The organism is Pseudomonas sp. MF08831, assembly GCF_059862645.1.
Window position 1 is genome coordinate 1 of sequence record NZ_JCBCUX010000022.1, and the last position, 17,715, is coordinate 17,715.

Annotated in this window: 17 protein-coding genes; 8 read left to right on the plus strand and 9 right to left on the minus strand. The window is 62.8% G+C overall.

Going from position 1 to position 17,715, the window contains the following annotated elements:
- Positions 1-197: 197 nt before the first annotated feature.
- Entirely contained in the window at positions 198-986 is a 789-nt protein-coding gene (locus tag AC19YS_RS30340; protein WP_500603428.1) for an AraC family transcriptional regulator, read from the minus strand.
- A gap of 85 nt (positions 987-1,071) precedes the next feature.
- Here AC19YS_RS30340 and AC19YS_RS30345 point away from each other — a divergent pair, with 85 nt between their 5' ends.
- The 6 genes from AC19YS_RS30345 (at position 1,072) to AC19YS_RS30370 (ending at position 5,936) form a co-directional block, all read left to right on the plus strand.
- Complete coding sequence (locus tag AC19YS_RS30345) at positions 1,072-2,070, plus strand: bile acid:sodium symporter family protein (RefSeq protein ID WP_106580641.1); 999 nt, start codon at positions 1,072-1,074, stop codon at positions 2,068-2,070.
- Between the two features lie 86 nt (positions 2,071-2,156).
- Positions 2,157-2,519 carry a type 1 fimbrial protein gene (locus AC19YS_RS30350; protein WP_500603429.1) on the plus strand — a complete coding sequence of 121 codons (363 nt, stop codon included), beginning with the start codon at positions 2,157-2,159 and terminating at the stop codon, positions 2,517-2,519.
- A gap of 111 nt (positions 2,520-2,630) precedes the next feature.
- Positions 2,631-3,818, plus strand: a complete 1,188-nt coding sequence (locus tag AC19YS_RS30355; protein WP_106580643.1) for a sugar transporter — start codon at positions 2,631-2,633, stop codon at positions 3,816-3,818.
- A gap of 44 nt (positions 3,819-3,862) precedes the next feature.
- Complete coding sequence (locus AC19YS_RS30360) at positions 3,863-4,423, plus strand: hypothetical protein (RefSeq protein ID WP_500603430.1); 561 nt, start codon at positions 3,863-3,865, stop codon at positions 4,421-4,423.
- A gap of 377 nt (positions 4,424-4,800) precedes the next feature.
- Positions 4,801-5,487, plus strand: a complete 687-nt coding sequence (aqpZ, locus tag AC19YS_RS30365) for an aquaporin Z (RefSeq protein WP_500603431.1) — start codon at positions 4,801-4,803, stop codon at positions 5,485-5,487.
- 89 nt (positions 5,488-5,576) lie between these two features.
- Complete coding sequence (locus AC19YS_RS30370; protein ID WP_164487921.1) at positions 5,577-5,936, plus strand: lysozyme inhibitor LprI family protein; 360 nt, start codon at positions 5,577-5,579, stop codon at positions 5,934-5,936.
- A 77-nt stretch (positions 5,937-6,013) separates the two neighbouring features.
- Here the strand turns inward: AC19YS_RS30370 and tal are convergent, their stop codons facing one another.
- The 3 genes from tal to AC19YS_RS30385 all read right to left on the minus strand — a co-directional run bounded on the left by tal (position 6,014) and on the right by AC19YS_RS30385 (position 8,358).
- A complete protein-coding gene (gene tal, locus AC19YS_RS30375; RefSeq protein ID WP_500603432.1) occupies positions 6,014-6,937 on the minus strand; it encodes a transaldolase in 924 nt (307 codons plus the stop codon).
- Positions 6,938-7,039: 102 nt separating this feature from the next.
- On the minus strand, positions 7,040-7,339 hold the full coding sequence (locus tag AC19YS_RS30380) for a YciI family protein (RefSeq protein ID WP_500603433.1): 300 nt from the start codon (positions 7,337-7,339) through the stop codon (positions 7,040-7,042).
- Between the two features lie 74 nt (positions 7,340-7,413).
- Positions 7,414-8,358 (minus strand): aliphatic sulfonate ABC transporter substrate-binding protein, encoded by a 945-nt coding sequence (locus AC19YS_RS30385; RefSeq protein WP_119735799.1) that lies wholly within the window; start codon positions 8,356-8,358, stop codon positions 7,414-7,416.
- 245 nt (positions 8,359-8,603) lie between these two features.
- Between AC19YS_RS30385 and AC19YS_RS30390 the strand changes: the two genes are divergently transcribed.
- Both AC19YS_RS30390 and AC19YS_RS30395 read left to right on the plus strand, forming a co-directional pair.
- A complete protein-coding gene (locus AC19YS_RS30390; protein ID WP_169366388.1) occupies positions 8,604-9,542 on the plus strand; it encodes an aliphatic sulfonate ABC transporter substrate-binding protein in 939 nt (312 codons plus the stop codon).
- On the plus strand, positions 9,539-10,864 hold the full coding sequence (locus AC19YS_RS30395; protein WP_448198732.1) for an LLM class flavin-dependent oxidoreductase: 1,326 nt from the start codon (positions 9,539-9,541) through the stop codon (positions 10,862-10,864). Before AC19YS_RS30390 ends, AC19YS_RS30395 begins: the two co-directional genes overlap by 4 nt.
- A gap of 971 nt (positions 10,865-11,835) precedes the next feature.
- Here AC19YS_RS30395 and AC19YS_RS30400 read toward each other — a convergent pair.
- From AC19YS_RS30400 to AC19YS_RS30420, 5 genes are read right to left on the minus strand one after another with little or no spacing between them, the layout of a single operon-like run.
- Positions 11,836-13,476, minus strand: a complete 1,641-nt coding sequence (locus AC19YS_RS30400; RefSeq protein ID WP_119739929.1) for a BatD family protein — start codon at positions 13,474-13,476, stop codon at positions 11,836-11,838.
- Positions 13,473-15,212 (minus strand): tetratricopeptide repeat protein, encoded by a 1,740-nt coding sequence (locus AC19YS_RS30405; RefSeq protein ID WP_500603435.1) that lies wholly within the window; start codon positions 15,210-15,212, stop codon positions 13,473-13,475. Before AC19YS_RS30405 ends, AC19YS_RS30400 begins: the two co-directional genes overlap by 4 nt.
- The gene (locus tag AC19YS_RS30410) at positions 15,209-16,297 is read right to left on the minus strand and encodes a vWA domain-containing protein (RefSeq protein WP_106580491.1); all 1,089 of its coding nucleotides are present in this window, start codon (positions 16,295-16,297) and stop codon (positions 15,209-15,211) included. The genes AC19YS_RS30405 and AC19YS_RS30410 overlap by 4 nt, the downstream gene beginning before the upstream one ends.
- The gene (locus AC19YS_RS30415; protein ID WP_119739933.1) at positions 16,290-16,784 is read right to left on the minus strand and encodes a DUF4381 domain-containing protein; all 495 of its coding nucleotides are present in this window, start codon (positions 16,782-16,784) and stop codon (positions 16,290-16,292) included. Before AC19YS_RS30415 ends, AC19YS_RS30410 begins: the two co-directional genes overlap by 8 nt.
- A complete protein-coding gene (locus AC19YS_RS30420; protein WP_500603436.1) occupies positions 16,781-17,713 on the minus strand; it encodes a DUF58 domain-containing protein in 933 nt (310 codons plus the stop codon). The genes AC19YS_RS30415 and AC19YS_RS30420 overlap by 4 nt, the downstream gene beginning before the upstream one ends.
- Between the last annotated feature and the right edge of the window lie 2 nt (positions 17,714-17,715).

The window sequence follows — 17,715 nt, forward strand, 5'->3', positions numbered from 1 at the left end:
CATGGATGGCCCGTCACGGCGGCCCACGGATTCAAGCCTTCGTTCGGGCACACCGAGCCTAAGCGAGGTGCCGAGTGGTGGGGCAAGAGCCCTTTGGTTACTTTGGGGCTTTTCCAAAGTGACCCGCCGTAAGGGCGGAACCCAAACCAGCCATCACCCAAACAACGGATATGTACTCAATAACCCCCCAAAAAACATCACCGAAAAAACTCCCCCGGTGTCGCATCAAACTGCTGCCGAAACGCCGCAATAAACGCCGAAGTCGACTCATACCCACACCCCAGCGCCACATCCGTAACCCGCTCCCCCTGCTCAAGGGCAGGCAACGCACTCAGCAGCCGCAACCGCTGACGCCAAGCCCGAAACGTCAGCCCGGTATCACTCAAAAACAACCGACTCAACGTCTTCTCACTCACCCCCAGCCTGCGCGCCCAATCCCCCAAGGTCGTCTGCTGCTCCGGATGCAGATTCAAACTGCGATAAACCTGACGCAACCGCGGGTCCAGGGGCAAGGGCAGCATCAAATCCACCTGCGGCGCAGCGGCCAACTGGTCGAGCACCACTTGGGCCAGGCGCCCATCCGGCCCGTCCTCGGCATATTCCACCGGCAACTCGCTGAAACTGCGGATCAACTCGCGCAACAAACTGCTCACCGCCAACACCTGACAACGCTCGGCCGCCCAGGCGGTGACACTGCAATCGAGGTACAGGCTGCGCATTTCCGTGTGCGGCGAACTGAACACACGGTGCGGCACGCCCGCCGGGATCCACACCGCGCGCTGGGGCGGGGCGACGAAGCGGCCGGCGCTGGTCTGGATCTCCAACACCCCGCAAATCGCGTAGGACAACTGCACCCACGGGTGGCTGTGCCGGCGGGTCAGCGCGCGATTGGGCAGCGACTCCGTGCGCCCATACACGGGCCGCGGCAGGCTGGAAAGCCCGGGAACACTGCGGCGGACGGTCTTGTCATGTCCTTTAGGCGGCATTTACTGGCTCATTGGCGTTAGTCGGTAACAAGCCGTTACGTTAGAGTCGCAGCGATGCTCTTGGCAACCCCTGGAAGATTTGCTTATGACCCGCCCGCGTTTTCTGCCTGACAACTTCACCCTGACCCTGATTGCCACGGTGATTCTCGCTTCCCTGCTGCCCGCCAGCGGCCAGACCGCTGTGGCCTTTGGCTGGGTGACCAACCTGGCGATCGCGCTGCTGTTTTTCCTGCACGGCGCCAAGCTGTCGCGCCAGGCCATCGTCGCCGGTGCCGGGCACTGGCGCCTGCACCTGCTGGTGTTCAGCCTGACCTTTGTGCTGTTCCCCTTGCTGGGCCTGGCGCTCAAGCCGGTGCTGTCGCCGCTGATCGGCAAAGACCTGTACATGGGCATGCTCTACCTGTGCGCCTTGCCGGCCACGGTGCAATCGGCGATTGCCTTTACGTCGCTTGCGCGCGGCAACATCCCGGCGGCGATCTGCAGTGCGGCGGCCTCCAGCCTGTTCGGCATTTTCCTCACGCCGCTGCTGGTGACGCTGCTGCTTAACGTGCACGGCGACGCGGGCTCTACCGTCGACGCGATCCTGAAAATCAGCGTGCAATTGCTGTTGCCGTTTATCGCCGGGCAAATCGCTCGTCGCTGGATCGGCGATTGGGTTGGCCGGAATAAATCCTGGCTGAAGTTCGTCGATCAGGGCTCGATCCTGCTGGTGGTTTACGGCGCGTTCAGCGAAGCGGTCAACGAAGGCATCTGGCACCAGATCCCAGTGTGGGAGTTGGGCGGCCTGGTGGTGGCGTGCTGTGTGTTGCTGGCCCTGGTACTGGTGGCGTCCACCGTGCTGGGCAAGGCCTTTGGCTTCAACCAGGAAGACCGCATCACCATCTTGTTCTGCGGCTCGAAAAAAAGCCTCGCCACTGGCGTGCCGATGGCGCAAGTGCTGTTCGCCGGCGCGACCATGGGCGTGTTGATCCTGCCGCTGATGCTGTTTCACCAGATCCAGTTGATGGTGTGCGCGGCGCTGGCGCAACGCTACGCCAAGCGGCCGGAAAGCATCCCCGAGATGATGGGGCAGGTGGATCCGTGATCTAGATCACACCCTTGGCCGAATCACCTCAAGTTAACGCCCGGCCAGACGACTTCCTTGGTGAGAGCCCAATAAGGAGTGTCGGCATGAGCGTTAAAGGTATTTCGGTGTTTGCAGGGCTGTTTTGCCTATGTGCCAGTACTTGTGGTGCGGCGCAGACTGTAGGGCAGGGCACTATCCAGTTCACCGGCGCAATCGTCGAGCCAGGGTGTGCGACAAATGCGCGCAGCGGTGCGGTGATGGAGTTGACCGGCTGCGCCCCTTCCAACCGCGGCAGCCGCTTCGAAGTGCGCAGTCTGGCGCCGGTGGCCAGCGTCGATGCGGCCCGGGTGAAGCTGGTTGCCGACAGTGGCGCCGGGCGTTATTACGACCAGCGCTACCTGCTGGTGGAGAGCGCCGGCACGCCGATTGTGTCGGGCAACTACGTGATCACCATGACCTCGCCCTGAACCTCAGAGCGACGATGCGCGTCAACAGCGCGGCGAGAAACCTATAGAATGCTCGGCGGCGGCGCTGTTCTGCGTGGCCGTTGGATCACCGTCAGAGTACCTCGCCCGCCAATGAGCATTTCAGCCGCAACCCCCCAAGCCAACTGGCAACCGGTCATCGCCCTTGCTTTGGCCGCGTTTGTGTTCAATACCACCGAATTCGTCCCCGTCGGACTGCTCAGCGCCATCGGCGCCAGCTTCGACATGCCCATCGCCAGCGTCGGCCTGATGCTCACTATCTATGCCTGGATCGTGTCGCTGACGTCGCTGCCGGTGATGCTGCTCACACGTAACGTCGAACGGCGCAAGTTGCTGATCGTGTTGTTCGGCTTGTTTATCGCCAGCCATATTCTCTCCAGCGTTGCCACCAGCTTCGGCTTGCTGATGGTCAGCCGCATCGGCATCGCCTTGTCCCACGCGTTGTTCTGGTCGATCACCGCCTCCCTGGCCGTGCGCCTGGCGCCGCAGGGCAAGCAGGTGCAAGCGCTCGGCCTGTTGGCCACCGGCACGTCACTGGCGATGGTCCTGGGCATTCCACTGGGCCGCCTGCTCGGCGAAGCCATGGGCTGGCGCACCACGTTTCTGGTGATCGCCGCCTTTGCCGCGGCCCTGGTGTTCTGGCTGGCGCGCACCTTGCCGCTGCTGCCGAGCCAGAACTCCGGCTCGTTGCGCAGCCTGCCGATGCTGTTCAAACGCCCGGCATTGGTGGCGCTGTACGTGCTCACCGCCATGGTGGTGACGGCGCAATTCACCGCCTACAGCTACATCGAACCCTTCGTCGAAGGCGTTGCCGGCCTGAGCGGCAACGTGGTCACGCTGTTCCTGCTGGTGTTCGGCGGCGCGGGCATCATCGGCTCGCTGCTGTTCAGCCTGGTGCACCGTTTCAACCCGCACCTGTTCGTGGTCAGTGCGGTGTTCCTGCTCGCGGCATGCCTGGCGCTGATGCTGCCCTTGAGCGGCGCCGAGTCCTACCTCGTCGGCCTGAGTGTGTTCTGGGGCATGGCGATCATGGGCTTTGGCCTGGCCATGCAATCCAAAGTGCTGGTGCTGGCACCCGACGCCACCGACGTGGCCATGGCGATGTTCTCCGGCATCTACAACATTGGCATCGGCGGCGGCGCCTTGATGGGCAGTTGGGTTGGCAGCCACTTCGGCTTCGCCTGGATCGGCGCGGCGGGCGGGTTGCTCGCGGCAGTGGCGCTGATCGGCTACTGCCTGGCGATTCACCGGTATGGGCAGGGCGTGGCGCGTAGCAGCTGATGCGTTGGTCACTGATGACTTGAAACAATCAAAGGATTGAACCCGTGAGACACCTCGTCGTTTTAGGTTTTCTGTGTTTACTCAGTGGTTGCGTGACCAACCAACTGCATTTTGCTCCGTACTCCACCGAGGCGGAACTCGCCGCGATAAAAGCGCGTGTGATCCAGGCTGACGTTGTGCACGTTTCCGGCGGGGAGCGGTGCACACGTTGCTCGGAGTCGAGCAAGGTTGTGTGGCATGCGGCCAATTACAACGTCGGGCTCTATGAAGGCTTCGCCAACGTGCCGGTCGATGACTGGACCGAATTCACCCGGCAGTCGATAGGCGCGGTCCCGGGGTCGGCGCTGAAAACCGACGTTGAAATCGACCGAGTCTTTGTTAAAACCTTTAACTCACCAGACTATTACGCGTGTGAAGTCAGGCTTTCAGTGGACATCGGCGGCGCTCGTTACGCGGGCCGCGCGCGTCTCAAGCTCAAGCAATCGGGGCAGAGCCTGGTAGGCCAGAACGCTGCCACGCTTAATTCCGAGGTGCTCGGCACGGTGAGTCTGGGATTGAAAGCGGCCTATATGGATGCCGTGGATCAGTATAAAAACGTGCATTGATCCGTCGACACGGTGGGTAGCGACCCGGTGGCTCTGGGACGCAGAAAAAAATGAAGGGTGGGTGAGACCACAGAAGACCACCGCAAGTTGCCCATACGCGTGGCGTGGAATAACACCCTGCTGGTGGAGAACATCATGGAAGGCTGGCTGCCAGAGAAAGACCCTCGATAACCTGTCAGGGCGCGGCCCTGGAAGCATTTTTTTGCTGAGCAGCCGACGGGCAAAACGCTGCACATTCGATAAAACCAGACAATCCTTACAGGGCGTTTTGACGCCCATTGCTACCGTCGCCCCGGGCCTGCCACATCTCGTGGTGACGGCGATTGCCACGACCTTGAACAACAGGGCGTAGCACTTGGAATGCAAGGGAGTCGATTGTGCAAAAACGTTTGACCGCAGAGTTTCTAGGTACCTTCTGGCTGACGTTCGGCGGCTGTGGCAGCGCCATCCTGGCGGCGGCCTTTCCGGAACTGGGCATTGGTTTTGTTGGCGTTTCGCTGGCGTTTGGTCTCACCGTGCTGACGATGGCCTACGCGGTGGGCGGTATCTCTGGCGGGCACTTCAACCCGGCGGTGACCATCGGTTTATGGGCGGGGCGCCGTGTTCGCAGCGTTGATGTGCTGCCCTACATTGCGGTGCAGGTGTTCGGCGCGATGCTTGCCGCTGCGGCCTTGTACGAAATTGTCAGCGGGCAGCCGGATTTTGCGGTCGGCGGGTTTGCCGCCAACGGTTACGGTGCGCTCAGCCCAGGCAAGTTCGATATGCTTGCCGCCTTGCTGGCCGAAGTGATCGCCACGTTTTTCTTCGTTCTGATCATCATGCGCGTGACGGCGGCGGGTGCGGCGGCGGGCTTTGCGCCCATCGCCATCGGCCTGGCGCTGACCTTGATTCACCTGGTCCTGATCCCCGTCACCAACACCTCGGTCAACCCGGCCCGCAGCACCGGCCCGGCGCTGTTTGCCGGCGGCGAATACCTTTCGCAGCTCTGGCTGTTCTGGCTGGCGCCGATCGTCGGCGCAATACTCGGTGCACTGACCGCTCGCGCGCTGGGTGAACGCGACTGAAGGGTGCTCGGTGTCGAAGAACTTTTTGGTCGGCGGCGGGCCTATCTATAACGCCGCCGTTTGCCCATTTTCTTCGGAGCCCATCGCCGATGTCACGTTCATTGCTCAAACCCGCACTCTTCACCGGTATTTGCACCCTGATGCTCAGCCTTTCAAGCCAGGCCGCCAGCTTTGATTGCGCCAAGGCCAAGGCCGCTGACGAAATTGCCATCTGCGCCAACCGCAGCCTGAATGACCAGGACGTCACGATGGCGTTGCTCTACGACCTGAACAAGCACTTCATGGCGATGGGCGGGCGCGGCTCATTGATGGACGGGCAGGCGGACTGGCTCAAGCAGCGGCGCGCGTGTGGCGCGCGGCTGAGCTGCCTGAGTGATGCCTACACCCAACGGATTGGCATGTTGCGCGGGTTTATTGATGAGCGGGTGATGACGAAGGGGCCGTTCTGAATCACGTCGAACACACAGCCTTTGAATGACTGCTGTGGCGAGGGCGCAGGCTCTCGCCACAGCAATCGGGCGTCCTGTTACAACGCCGCCAGCACCGCCTCCAACTTCTCCTGATCGCGCGCAAACTGCCGAATACCCTCGGCGAGTTTTTCCGTTGCCATCGCATCTTCATTCGACGCCCAGCGGAACTGCGCTTCGGTCAATTGCTGACGCACTTCACCTTCAACGCCCGGCACCAATTTGCGCTCCAGCGTACCGTTGTCTTCATCGAGTTTGTGCAGCAAGTCGGGGCTGATGGTCAGGCGGTCACAACCTGCCAGTTGCTCGATCTGGCTGAGCGTGCGAAAGCTTGCGCCCATGACCACGGTCGGGATGGCGTTGGCCTTGTAGTAGTTGTAGATACGGGTGACCGATTGCACGCCCGGGTCTTCGGCGCCGGTGTAATCCAGGCCCGTACTTTTGCGGTACCAGTCGTAGATGCGGCCTACGAATGGCGAGATCAAAAACACCCCGGCGTCAGCGCACGCCACGGCCTGGGCGAAGGAGAACAGCAGTGTGAGGTTGGTCTGGATGCCGGCTTTTTCCAGGCGTTCGGCAGTGCGGATGCCTTCCCAGGTGGACGCCAGCTTGATCAGCACGCGCTCGCGGCCGATGCCGGCCTGGTCGTACAGGGCGATCAACTGGTTGGCCTTGGCCCACAGTGCGTCTTCGTCAAAGGACAACCGCGCGTCGACTTCAGTCGAGATGCGCCCGGGAATGACCTTGAGAATGCCCGCACCGACCGACACGGCGAAGTGATCGCAGGCCAGGCCGACGTCGCCCTTGGACAGGTTCACGGCAGTGCGCAGCAGCTCGGCGTATTCCGGGATGGCGGCGGCTTTGAGCAGTAACGACGGGTTGGTGGTGGCGTCGACCGGACGCAGGCGGCTGATGGCTTCCAGGTCGCCGGTGTCGCAGACCACGGTGGTGAATTGCTTGAGTTGTTCGAGCTTGGACGTCATGAGCGGCGGTCTCCAGGAAGTGGGATGTGGCGCAGCGCTGGGCGGCACGGGACACCCGTTGTACCACTTCCCGGGCGGCTTGTTTACCCGCGCGCCATGCCTTTACGCCTCTGGGAAGCCGACTTTCTGCGGCCAGCGGTTCTGGAAAACCTGCACATCCACTTGTTTGAACAACCCTCCACGCGTAAACGGCTCGGCCGCCAGCCACGCCCGCACATGGGCTTCATCGTCAAAGTCGACCACCATCAGCGAACCCACGGGTTCGCCTTGGGCGCCGAGCAACGGCCCGGCAAACGCAATGCGTTCGGCAACCGTTGCCAGGTAGTCGCGATGGCTGGGCAGCAGCGCGGCGCGCTGCTCGGTCACGTTAGGTAGGTAGAGTGCATGGATGGCGAAAATCATGCGCGATGACCTGATCAGCAAAAGAGGAGAAGCCCTTTATGCGGCAACCCGTGGGGGTTGCCAAATGAAACTTTTCACGGCTGCCAGGTCTGCACATCCTGGGCATCCACCGCCTTGGGCAACAAGCCAGCCTTGAAGAAGGCATCGGCGATCTTTTGCTGCTCACCCAACTGTTCGACCGTGACCGGTTGCACCTCGTAACTGCGATGCGCGTTGGCGGCTTCCACCGTGGCCACATCCAGGTTGCCCCACAGTGGGCCGAGTACTTTCGCCGCGTCCTGTGGGTTGGTTTTTACCCATTGACCGGCTTTTTCCAACTGCTCATACACACGTTTCAAGACCTCGGGATGCGCCTTGGCGTAAGGCGTGCCGGTCAGGTAATAGCGCTTGTAACTGGCAAGGCCTGCGCCGTCGGCCAGGGTGCGGGTCGGCAGTTGACGCTGCACGCTGGTGAGGAAGGGTTCCCAGGTGACCCAGGCGTCAACCTTGTTGTTCTCGAAGGCCGCGCGACCATCGGCCGGCGACAGATAGGCCGGCTCGATATCCGAGAACGCCAAGCCGGCTTTGGCCAGTGCGGCGATGAGCAAATAGTGAGTGCCGGCGGCCTTGGTCACCGCGATTTTCTTGCCTTTCAAATCTGCCAACTGCTGGATCGGCGAGTCCTTGCGCACCACGATGGCCTGGGCTGAAGGCGAGGGCGCTTCCTGGGCGAAGTAGGTGAGTTTGGCCTGGGCGGCCTGAGCGAAGATCGGCACGGTGTCGGCCACGTCGGCGCTGATGTCCACGTTGCCCACGTTCAATGCTTCGAGCAGCGGCAGGCCGCTGGGGAATTCATGCCAGCTCACGTCGATGTGGTCGGCCTTGAGGGCTTTTTCAAGCGTGCCCTGGGTTTTCAGCAGGGTGATCAGGGTCGAGGATTTCTGGTAACCGATGCGCACGGTTTCCTGAGCCTCGGCGCTCACCGCAACGCAAAAGGCCAGCAGCCCGAGGACAACGGCGAGGGGACGACGAATAGACATGGCGCGCTCGATCTTCAGCGAAATAAGACCAAGCTTAAAGTTCTAAAAAGCATTCGATAAATACTCTTTCGGTCTGAGCTTAGGGCGCTTTTAACGCGTTCCGACGGATTGGGCATAACCATAGAATTATAGGGTTCTTTCATAATTAGCCGTTCTTAATATAATCGATTTCGCTTGTCTGCCAGGCTTTATGGGGTCTTTTAGCATAAGCAGCTTCCTTCAACTCACCTATGCCAAGGCCTTCCATGACGTTGAAACAACTGATCCTCGCCGCCAGCCTGCTGTTTGCCGCAGCGGCGGCCCACGCCGAGCAGACCCTGGACATCAGCTACCAGCGCTCGTCGACGCTGTGGATCCTGCTCAAGCAAAATGGCCAGCTCGAACAGCGCCTCAAGCCCTTGGGTTTCACCGTCAACTGGCATGAATTCAGCACCGGCCTGCTCAGTTCCTTGAACGCCGGCAGCGTCGATTTGCACGCAGACGTGGCTGACGCCTTTGCGCTGTTCACCCAGGCTGCCGATGCGCCGCTGACGTATTACGCCCAGGAAAACTCATCGCCCGGCGCCCAGGCGATCATCGTCCAAGACGCATCCCCGATCCACAGCATCGCCGACCTCAAGGGCAAGACCGTGGCCGTGTCCAAGGGCTCTGGCAGCAACTTTCTGCTGATCTCGGCGCTGCACAAAGCCGGCCTGACGCTGGCCGATATCACCCCGCGTTACCTTGAGGCGCCCGACGGTGGCGCTGCATTTTCAAATGGCAGCGTGGATGCCTGGGTGATCTGGGACCCGTTCTTTGCCACCCAGCAGCTTGAGCATCACGTGCGTGTGATCGCCGATGGCAACGACGGCCTGGCCAACTACAACCGCTTCTACCTAGCGACCACACAATTTGCCAACGCGCACCCGGATGTGCTGCAAATCACCTTCGATACCCTGCGCGAGACCGGCCAATGGGTCAAAGCCCATCCCAGGCAAGCCGCTGACATCCTTGGGCCGCTGTGGGGCAACATCCCACCGGCCACCGTGGAGCGCGCCAATAGCCGGCGCAGCTACGACATCATCCCGGTCAAGCTGCAAAACCTTGCCGAACAGCAACGCATCGCCGACACCTACTACGCCGCCAAGCTGATTCCCAAGCCGCTGAACGTCTCCGATATCACCGTGTGGACCCCCAAACCATGAGCCGCCAGATCCATTTGTCAGCCTTCCTCCTGAGTGGGCCGGTGGTGCACAGCCACGCCGTGTGGCGCCACCCCGAAACGCTCGGCAATTACCTCGACCCCGACTATTACTCGCGCATCGCCAAGGTGGTGGAGGAGGGCCTGTTCGACTTCCTGTTCTTCGCCGACCGCCTGGCCGTGGGCGACCAGATGGGCGGCTCGCGCGAGTTTGCCTTGCGCTACGGCGCCCAGGACGCCACGCGCCTGGACCCGTTGCCGATTCTCTCCTACCTGATAGGTCAGACCCGCAAGCTGGGCCTGGGCGCGACGCGCTCGACCACCTATTACGAACCGGCACACATCGCGCGCGAATTTGCCACCCTCGACCACCTGTCCAAGGGCCGCGCGGCGTGGAATATCGTCACATCGATGAATGACAGCGAAGGGCGCCTGTTCGGCAAGGACAAGCACCTGGAACACGACCTGCGCTACGACCGCGCCGATGAGTTTGTCGAAGTCGCATTGAAGCTCTGGAACAGTTGGGGCAAGGACGCCCTCAAGCTGGACCGCGAACATGGCGTGCTCGCCGACCCGGCCTTGATCACGTCGGTGCAGCATCAGGGCGAGTGGTTCAAGGTCGAAGGCCCGCTGAATATCCCGCGCACGCCCCAGGGCCGTCCGGTATTGATTCAGGCCGGTTCGTCCGGGCGCGGACGGCGCTTTGGCGCGCGCTGGGCCGAGGCGATTTTCACCATTCACCCGCATTTGAACGCGATGCGCGCCTTTCGCGATGACGTGCGTGCCCAAGTGGTGCAGCAAGGGCGCGACGCCGACAGCTGCAAGGTGTTGACCGCGGTGATGCCATTTATTGGCGGCAGCGAGGCCGAAGCCCGTGCCAAGCGCGATCGGCACAACGCCCTGGCACGCCCTGAGCTGGGGCTGGTGACACTTGCTTCGCAGCTCAATGTGGACCTGTCGCCGTTCCCGCTGACGGCCACCCTGGCCGAGGTTGCCCGGTCGCCACTGATCCCTGCCGCTGCAGCGGAAAAGCTGTTGATGCAAGGGCCTGAAATCACCCTGGAACAACTCGGCCGCATTTTCGCCAGCAGCGTACGCGTGCCGCAACTGGTGGGCACTGGCGCGCAGATCGCCGACCAGTTGGCGGAGCTGTTCGAGCAAGGCGGATGCGACGGGTTTGTGATCTCACCGGGCTATCTGCCGGGTTCGTTCACTGAGTTTGTCGAGAGCGTGATTCCGCACTTGCAGCGCAAGGGGTTGTTTCGTACCGCCTATGCAGGCTCGACGCTGCGCGAGCACCTGGGGCTGGCTGATCTGACGACCTGACACCGCCTCGATGTGGCGAGCGGCGCTGTCGTGGCGAGCGGGATTGTGTTCAGTGACCGGCCGGCCAAGGTTCAGACTCAATTGACGATTGATCGGCCGTATCCTCGGCATCGGGATGATGCGTATCTGGTGGGGTTGCGGCGGGAGATATTCGGGTTGCTGGGGTTGGGCGGGCTGTCAGATCGAAGTCAAAAGCAAGATCAAAAGCAGAACACGGCGGCCTAGTAGCCGACCTGAGTGGTAGCAGCAAAAAAGCACAGCAACACACTTCTATCTGATGCACAGAGATCCAAATGTGGGAGCGGGCTTGCCCGCGAAGGCGGTGGGTCAGTCAGCTCATGTGTCACTGGCAGGCCGCCTTCGCGAGCAAGCCCGCTCCCACAAGTTGACCGCGTTCAGATGCTAGCACCGCAGTGCTTTGCTTTTCTGTGGGAGCTGGCTTGCCTGCGATGCAGGCAACTCGGTGTATCAGGCACAACCAGTTGATGCCATCGCAGGCAAGCCAGCTCCCACATTTGATTGAGTTCAGCCTTCAAGATCAGGCCGGCTGTCAGGCCGCCTCGCCTTCGCTTTTGATCTAACCACTCAGGTCGGCTACTAGGCCGCCGTGCTCTGCTTTTGATCTTGATCTGCTTTTGACTTTGATCTTAGGCGCCCCGTTAAACCACGCTGGCCGAACGCAGGCTTGAATCCGTGGGTAACCCGGCAGGACGCCGGGTTAGCCGTGTTGGGCCATGGATGGCCCGTCACGGCGGCCCACGGATTCAAGCCTTCGTTCGGGCACACCGAGCCTAGGCGAGGTGCCGAGTGGTGGGGCAAGAGCCCTTTGGTTACTTTGGGGCTTTTCCAAAGTGACCCGCTGTAAGAGCGGAACCGATATCAGCCATCACCCAAATAACGGATATACACCCAGCGACCCCGCGCCAACCACCGTCCAGACAGTATGGGTAAATACACCGCCCACCCAGGGCCTACTTGGGATACAACGGCGGCAAGCTGGTGGTATCCGTCGCCGGGTCTTGCTCTCGCTCGGCAACCGGGATGGCCTTGACCGCACGCCAAAGGTCTTCACCCAACCAGAAATGGCCACTTTCGCTGTAGAGCGCACCATTCAACCCGTCCAGCGCATCGGACAACGGCACAAACCGCGCCGCCATGTCGGCCAACGTCTCCGGCTGTTGCCGCGCCCAGGCATCCAGCGCCTGGCGCGTGGCCTGCGGGTCGTTGGCCTGGGTTGCGCGCTTGAGGTCGTCGAGCAGTGAACGCGGGCTCGGGCCCGTCTGAGCGGCCCGTTGCACGGCCGGTTGCCGACGCGCACGCCACCACAGGCCGAAGCCCAGCAGCGTGGTGCAGGCGAAGATCAACGTGCTGAGCTGCCACAGCCACAGGCGGTCATCGTCTGGCGCGGTGATCACGGTCGGCGTGGCGGGGGTGTCGACCACCAGGCTCGGGTTGGTCGCCACTTGCAGCGTGCGGGCAGGCAGGCTGGTGCGTTCGAGGTGATCCTCGTGGGTGTTCCACCACACCACCTCGACGGCAGGCAATTCGATGGCGCCGGCGCGGGTCGGCACCAGGGCTTCGCGGTCTTCGCGGCTGGCGGTCAGGCCGTGGTCGTTGTTCTGGTTGCCCAGCACCGGCTGGTCGGGGTAGCGGCGCAGGCCATTGATGTCGGTGCTGGGCAGGGCCGGCAGTTGCGCGCTGGACAACCCTTCGGCCTTGACCGTGAGGCTGCGGGTCAGCGAGTCGCCGACTTGCACGTGCTCAGGCTCGGGGTTCCAGGCTTGCGTCAGGCTGAGGCTGCGGGCCGGTATCCACGGCGCGTCGGCCGGGTACAGCGCCGGCTTGGGTTTGACCGTCAGCGCAATTTCGGCTGAGCTGACGTGAATCAGCTTGCCCGGCTTGGTGCCCTGCAGCGTGTTTTCCTGCGGCGGGCGCGATTCCACCAGCGTGGCGCTGAAGGTCTGCGCCGGAATCACCAAGGCGCCGCTGTGCTGCGGGTAGATCGCATAGCGGGTTTCGATCACGCCATGGCGAATGCTGTTGATGACTTTTTCATAGGTGCGCGACTCGCCCAATTGCTCGATGCGCGCATCGGGAATCTGCAACGGCGTGAGGCTGCTGTCGTCGTACAGCGACACCGAGTGGTACACGCGCACGGTCAGCAGCGCCTGGGCCTGGACGTACACGCTGCTCTGGTCGAGGTTGGCTTCGATGAACACCGGGGCCAGCTCGGCGCTGGTGTTCTGGCTTGCGGTTTCGACCACTTGCAGGCTGATCGGCTGGGTCTTGAGCTCTCCCACTTGAAGCGGCGGAATCACCACGGTGCCGTTTTCCTTGGGCAGCAGGGTGATGATCCAGCGCGTGGTGGCGTGATTGTCGCCGCCCAGGGTGGTCAGTTGGTTGATCTGGCGAGTGCCGCTGACTTCAAACTGCGCATCCAGCGGCGCTAGGTCCGGCTTGCCGAATTGGGTGACGTCGCTGGACTCGACTGTCAGCTCCACCGTTTCCCCGGAATTGAGGCGGCTGCGGTCGACGCTGGCGACCAGGTTCGCCGCCTGGGCGTGGCCTGCCGTTAACGCGAGCAGGAGCAGAAGGGTGGTGCGGCGGCTCATCGAGTCTTGTCCTGATGTTGTTGCTGTTCGTACCAGAATTTGCGCCGCAGCAGTTCGCCGGGGTTGTCCGGAATTTCCCGCAGCCATTGCTCCAGGGCCTGGCGATGCTCGCCGTCGATACTGGCATCGGCGGGGCGCAGCGGCGGGGTGGTGGTGTGTTCGTCGCCCAGTTCGCTGCCCGGTACGTCGTTGCCGCCAGCTTTGGGCGTGCCACCGGTCTGGGTATCGCCGGTGCCGGCCTCGCCCTGACCTTGGGGCGACTGTTCTCCACCCGTGGCACTTTGCCCGCTCGTGCCCGGTTGCGCAGTTTGGCCGGGTTGGGTGGTTTCGTCATCTTCCTTTTTTTGCGGCTTGGCGGGCTCGGGCTGGGCCTTTTCCTGGATCAGCGCTTCGACCAGCGCTTTGTTTTTTAGCGCCGGTTGCAGGTCGGGTTGGGCTTCCAGCGCCTGTTCGTAGGCGTCAATCGCGGCTTCCAGTTCGCCGGACCTGGCCAGGGCATTGCCGCGGTTGTAGTGGGAATAGGCGTCATTGCTCAGCGCAAAACGCTTGATCGCCTCGGCGTAATTACCCGCCTCGTACAGGGCAACGCCCTGCCATTGCGGGTTTTCGAAGTGTTCGGCGGCTTCGGCCGGGCGTTTTTTCTTCAGCAGGTATTGGCCCTGTTGGTCGGGACGCAGCCACAGGTCCTGAAAATCGAAGGCATAGCTGGGCTGCGGCGCGCCCATTAACAGCAACGGCAGGCAGAACAGCCAGCCGCGGCGCCCGGCGCAGGCCGCGAGCAACAACAGTGGCAGCAGCAGCCAGTAACCCTGATCGGCCCACGTGTCGAGGTGCAATAACTGGCCGTCGTTGCGCAGGGTCTGCGGGCCGTCGAGCAAGTTGAGTTGGCGCAGGTCCTTGTCGTCCAGGCGCGCGGCGCGGTAGCGGCCGCCCATTTCGCTGGCAAACGCCTTGAGGGTCGGGCTGTCGAGGCGCGGCACCAGAATCGCGCCCTGGTCGTCCTTGAGGAACTCGCCGCTTTCCTGGGTCACCGGCGTGCCTTCGCGGCTGCCGATGCCAAGGATCGACAACGTCGGTGCCTGCGCCCCTTGCAGCTGCAGCCGAATGCCTTGGCGTTCCTGCTTGGACAGCGATGAGCCCACCAACAACAGGCGCCCTTGGCCGAGGCCGCCTTGCTTGAGCAAACCCAGGGCTTTCTCCACGGCGAGGTCGGCGCGATGGCCGGGCTCGGGCATGATCGAGGGGCGCAGGGCTTCGAGCAGGTTGCGGCTGGTGCCCAAGTCATCCGACAGCGGCACCAGCGTGTGGGCGCTGCCGGCATACACGACGATGGCGGTCGGTGCATCGGCGCGTGCTTGCAGCAAGTCATAGAGCTTGCGCCGGGCTTGTTCGAGGCGATTGGGCGGGCTGTCGGTGGCGAGCATTTCCGGGGTCAATTCCAGCAACACCACCAGCGGGTCGGCGGGTTTCTGGCTGGATTGTTCAACCCGTTGCCAACTGGGGCCAAGCAACGCCAACACGGCCAGCAGCCAGGCGATGCCCAGCACCACCCACGGCGATTTGCTCTCGCGGCCACTGCCGCCACTGAGCAGTACCGCATGAAATGCCGGCGGCAAAATTATCTGCCAGCGCCCGGCGCGCTTTTGCCGATGCCACAGCTGCCACAGCAGCCAGCCGAGCAACGGCAACAGCAACACCCACCAAGGGCGGAACCAGTGCGGCCAGAGGTCGATCATCGACGCCTCCGCAAACGCAGGCGTTTGAGGCGCTGGCGCCATTCAGGGTGCTGTTGCAGGAAATTGCCCTTGGTCGAGAGTTTATGCAAGGCGCGTTGCAGCGCGTTGTTGGGCCAGCGTTCCTGGATCACCAGCAACATGCTCAGAACCAGCGCAAGGGCCAATGGCGCGCTGTACAGCGCCTGGGCCGGACGCGCCTGGGTCGGTTGCTGGGCAACGGGCTCAAGCTGGTCGAGGGTTTGCTTGATCTTGAGCAACTCGTCGCCGTCGCGGGCGCGGAAATAGCGGCCACCGGTGGCGTCGGCGATGGCCTTCAACGCAGGCTCGTCGAGGTCCAGGCTGGGGTTGACGCCCAGAATGCCCAGGGAACCGGTTTGCGCCGGATCGGCGCCAATGCCGATCGGGTAAATCTTCACGCCTTCTTCAGCGGCCAGGCGCGCGGCGGTCAGCGGGTCGATCTGGCCGGCGTTATTGGCGCCGTCGGTGACCAGAATCAGCACGCGGCTTTGCGCCGGGCGCTGGCGCAGGCGTTTCAGGGCCAGGCCGATCGCGTCGCCGATGGCGGTGTTTTTGCCGGCGATACCGATGCGCGCTTCGTCGAGCCAGGTGCGCACGGTGCGCCGGTCAAAGGTCAGCGGTGCCTGCAGGTAGGCCTGGCTGCCAAACAGGATCAGGCCGACGCGGTCGCCTTCACGGCTTTCAAGGAAGTCGCCGAGCAAGTGTTGCACCAGGCTCAAGCGGCTGACGTCCTCGTCCTGCCAGTGCATGTCGGGGAAGTCCATCGAACCGGACACGTCCACCGCCACCAGCAGGTCGCGGCCGCTGGCGGCAATCGGCAGCGGCTCGCCGAGCCATTCCGGGCGCGCGGCGGCGGTCAACAGCAGCAACCACATCACCACAAACGGCGCCTGCTGGCGCCAGCCGGGCAGGTTGACGCGTGCGCGACGGCGGGCCAGGCCTTCGAGGTCGGCGAGGTAGCTGACTTTTAACGCCGGCTCACCGCTGTCGGCCACCGGCAAGACAAGCCGCATCAACCAGGGCAATGGCAGCAGGGCGAAGATCCACGGCCAGGCGAACTCAAACATGTTTGCGAATCCAGGTGTCGACGGCTTGGGTCAGGCCGGCGATGGCCTTGTCGTCGAGTTTGCATTCGGGTTTGTAAGCGCCTTCTACCAGGACCATCCAGCGCGTGAGGCCGGCAGCCGGGCAGCGGTTGTCGAGGAACGCCAGCCATTTGCGGCCATTGAGGGTGTGGCTCTGGCTGTAGGGGTAGTCGTTGCGGCACAGGCGCTTGAGCAGGCCGTTGAGTTGCTGCAGCCAGGCACCGGCGGGCGCGCCGTCGTAGGGTTTGGGCATCAACGCCAGCTCGGCGAGGGCGGCGATGCGCAGTGGGTCCAGCGGTTGTTCGGCGCGGGCCACCGGGCGGCGCTTGGGCAGGAAACGGCGCAGCGACCACAGCCCCCAGCCAAGCAGCGGAATCACCAGCAGCAACAGCCACCACCCTGGCGCAGGCGGCCAGAATCCGATTGCCGGCGGGGCGATCAAAGGTTGCAGTTGGTCGAGGCTGCTCATTGCTTTTTAACCGGGCGTTGCGGGTTGAGGTATTCGCGCAGTTGCTCGACCATTTCGCTTTGCGTGCTCAATGGCATCAGCAGGATTCGCAGCTTTTGCGCCAGCAGCTCCCAACGCGCGATGCGGGCTTCGGCCTGGGCTTTGTAGGCCTGGCGCAAGTCGAAGTTCAGCGTGTCGAGTTCCAGTTGTGCGCTTCGCTCGGCAAAACGTAACAGCCCGGCGGCGGGCAGGGCGTGATCCAGCGGGTCTGAAATCGGCAACAGCAGCAGGTCGCAGTGCCGAGACAGCAGGCTGAGTTGTTGCTCTGCGCCTTCGGTCAGCGCGCGCTCGTCGCAGATCACAATCACCAGGCTGCCTGGGCGCAGCACTTCGCGGCCACGGCGCAGCGCCATGCCCAACGCGTCGGCTTCGGGGCGGCTCTCGGTGTTGAGGCTCTGGTTGACGCGCACCAGGCGGTTGAGCAGTTGCAACAAGCTTTGTTTGCTGCGCCGGGGTTTGATTTCGTAGTGTTCGTTGTCGCCAAACACCAGCCCGCCGACGCGGTCGTTATGGCCCAGCGCCGCCCAGCCAATCAGGCTGGCGGCTTGCGCGGCGAGCACTGACTTGAACATTTGGCCAGAGCCGAAAAACAGCCGGCAACTTTGCTCAACCATGATGAAAATCGGGCGTTCGCGCTCTTCGTGGAACAGTTTGGTGTGCGGCTCCTGGGTGCGCGCCGTGACGCGCCAGTCGATGGTGCGCACGTCGTCGCCGGCCTGGTACACGCGCACCTGGTCGAAGTCGACGCCACGCCCACGCAGCTTGGAATGGTGCAGGCCGATCAGCGGGCTGCGCTGGCTCGGTGTGGAAAACAGCTGCACTTCGCGCACGCGGTGGCGCATCTCAATCAATTCGCTGAGTGTGACGCGGATGCCATCGCCTGCGTTCATGG

What these genes read in the sequence shown, in the direction of transcription:
- AC19YS_RS30340 (WP_500603428.1), bottom strand. Translation starts at nt 986, where the DNA reads ATGCCGCCTAAAGGACATGACAAGACCGTCCGCCGCAGTGTTCCCGGG.
- AC19YS_RS30345 (WP_106580641.1), top strand. Translation starts at nt 1,072, where the DNA reads ATGACCCGCCCGCGTTTTCTGCCTGACAACTTCACCCTGACCCTGATT.
- AC19YS_RS30350 (WP_500603429.1), top strand. Translation starts at nt 2,157, where the DNA reads ATGAGCGTTAAAGGTATTTCGGTGTTTGCAGGGCTGTTTTGCCTATGT.
- AC19YS_RS30355 (WP_106580643.1), top strand. Translation starts at nt 2,631, where the DNA reads ATGAGCATTTCAGCCGCAACCCCCCAAGCCAACTGGCAACCGGTCATC.
- AC19YS_RS30370 (WP_164487921.1), top strand. Translation starts at nt 5,577, where the DNA reads ATGTCACGTTCATTGCTCAAACCCGCACTCTTCACCGGTATTTGCACC.
- tal (WP_500603432.1), bottom strand. Translation starts at nt 6,937, where the DNA reads ATGACGTCCAAGCTCGAACAACTCAAGCAATTCACCACCGTGGTCTGC.
- AC19YS_RS30380 (WP_500603433.1), bottom strand. Translation starts at nt 7,339, where the DNA reads ATGATTTTCGCCATCCATGCACTCTACCTACCTAACGTGACCGAGCAG.
- AC19YS_RS30385 (WP_119735799.1), bottom strand. Translation starts at nt 8,358, where the DNA reads ATGTCTATTCGTCGTCCCCTCGCCGTTGTCCTCGGGCTGCTGGCCTTT.
- AC19YS_RS30390 (WP_169366388.1), top strand. Translation starts at nt 8,604, where the DNA reads ATGACGTTGAAACAACTGATCCTCGCCGCCAGCCTGCTGTTTGCCGCA.
- AC19YS_RS30395 (WP_448198732.1), top strand. Translation starts at nt 9,539, where the DNA reads ATGAGCCGCCAGATCCATTTGTCAGCCTTCCTCCTGAGTGGGCCGGTG.
- AC19YS_RS30400 (WP_119739929.1), bottom strand. Translation starts at nt 13,476, where the DNA reads ATGAGCCGCCGCACCACCCTTCTGCTCCTGCTCGCGTTAACGGCAGGC.
- AC19YS_RS30405 (WP_500603435.1), bottom strand. Translation starts at nt 15,212, where the DNA reads ATGATCGACCTCTGGCCGCACTGGTTCCGCCCTTGGTGGGTGTTGCTG.
- AC19YS_RS30410 (WP_106580491.1), bottom strand. Translation starts at nt 16,297, where the DNA reads ATGTTTGAGTTCGCCTGGCCGTGGATCTTCGCCCTGCTGCCATTGCCC.
- AC19YS_RS30415 (WP_119739933.1), bottom strand. Translation starts at nt 16,784, where the DNA reads ATGAGCAGCCTCGACCAACTGCAACCTTTGATCGCCCCGCCGGCAATC.
- AC19YS_RS30420 (WP_500603436.1), bottom strand. Translation starts at nt 17,713, where the DNA reads ATGAACGCAGGCGATGGCATCCGCGTCACACTCAGCGAATTGATTGAG.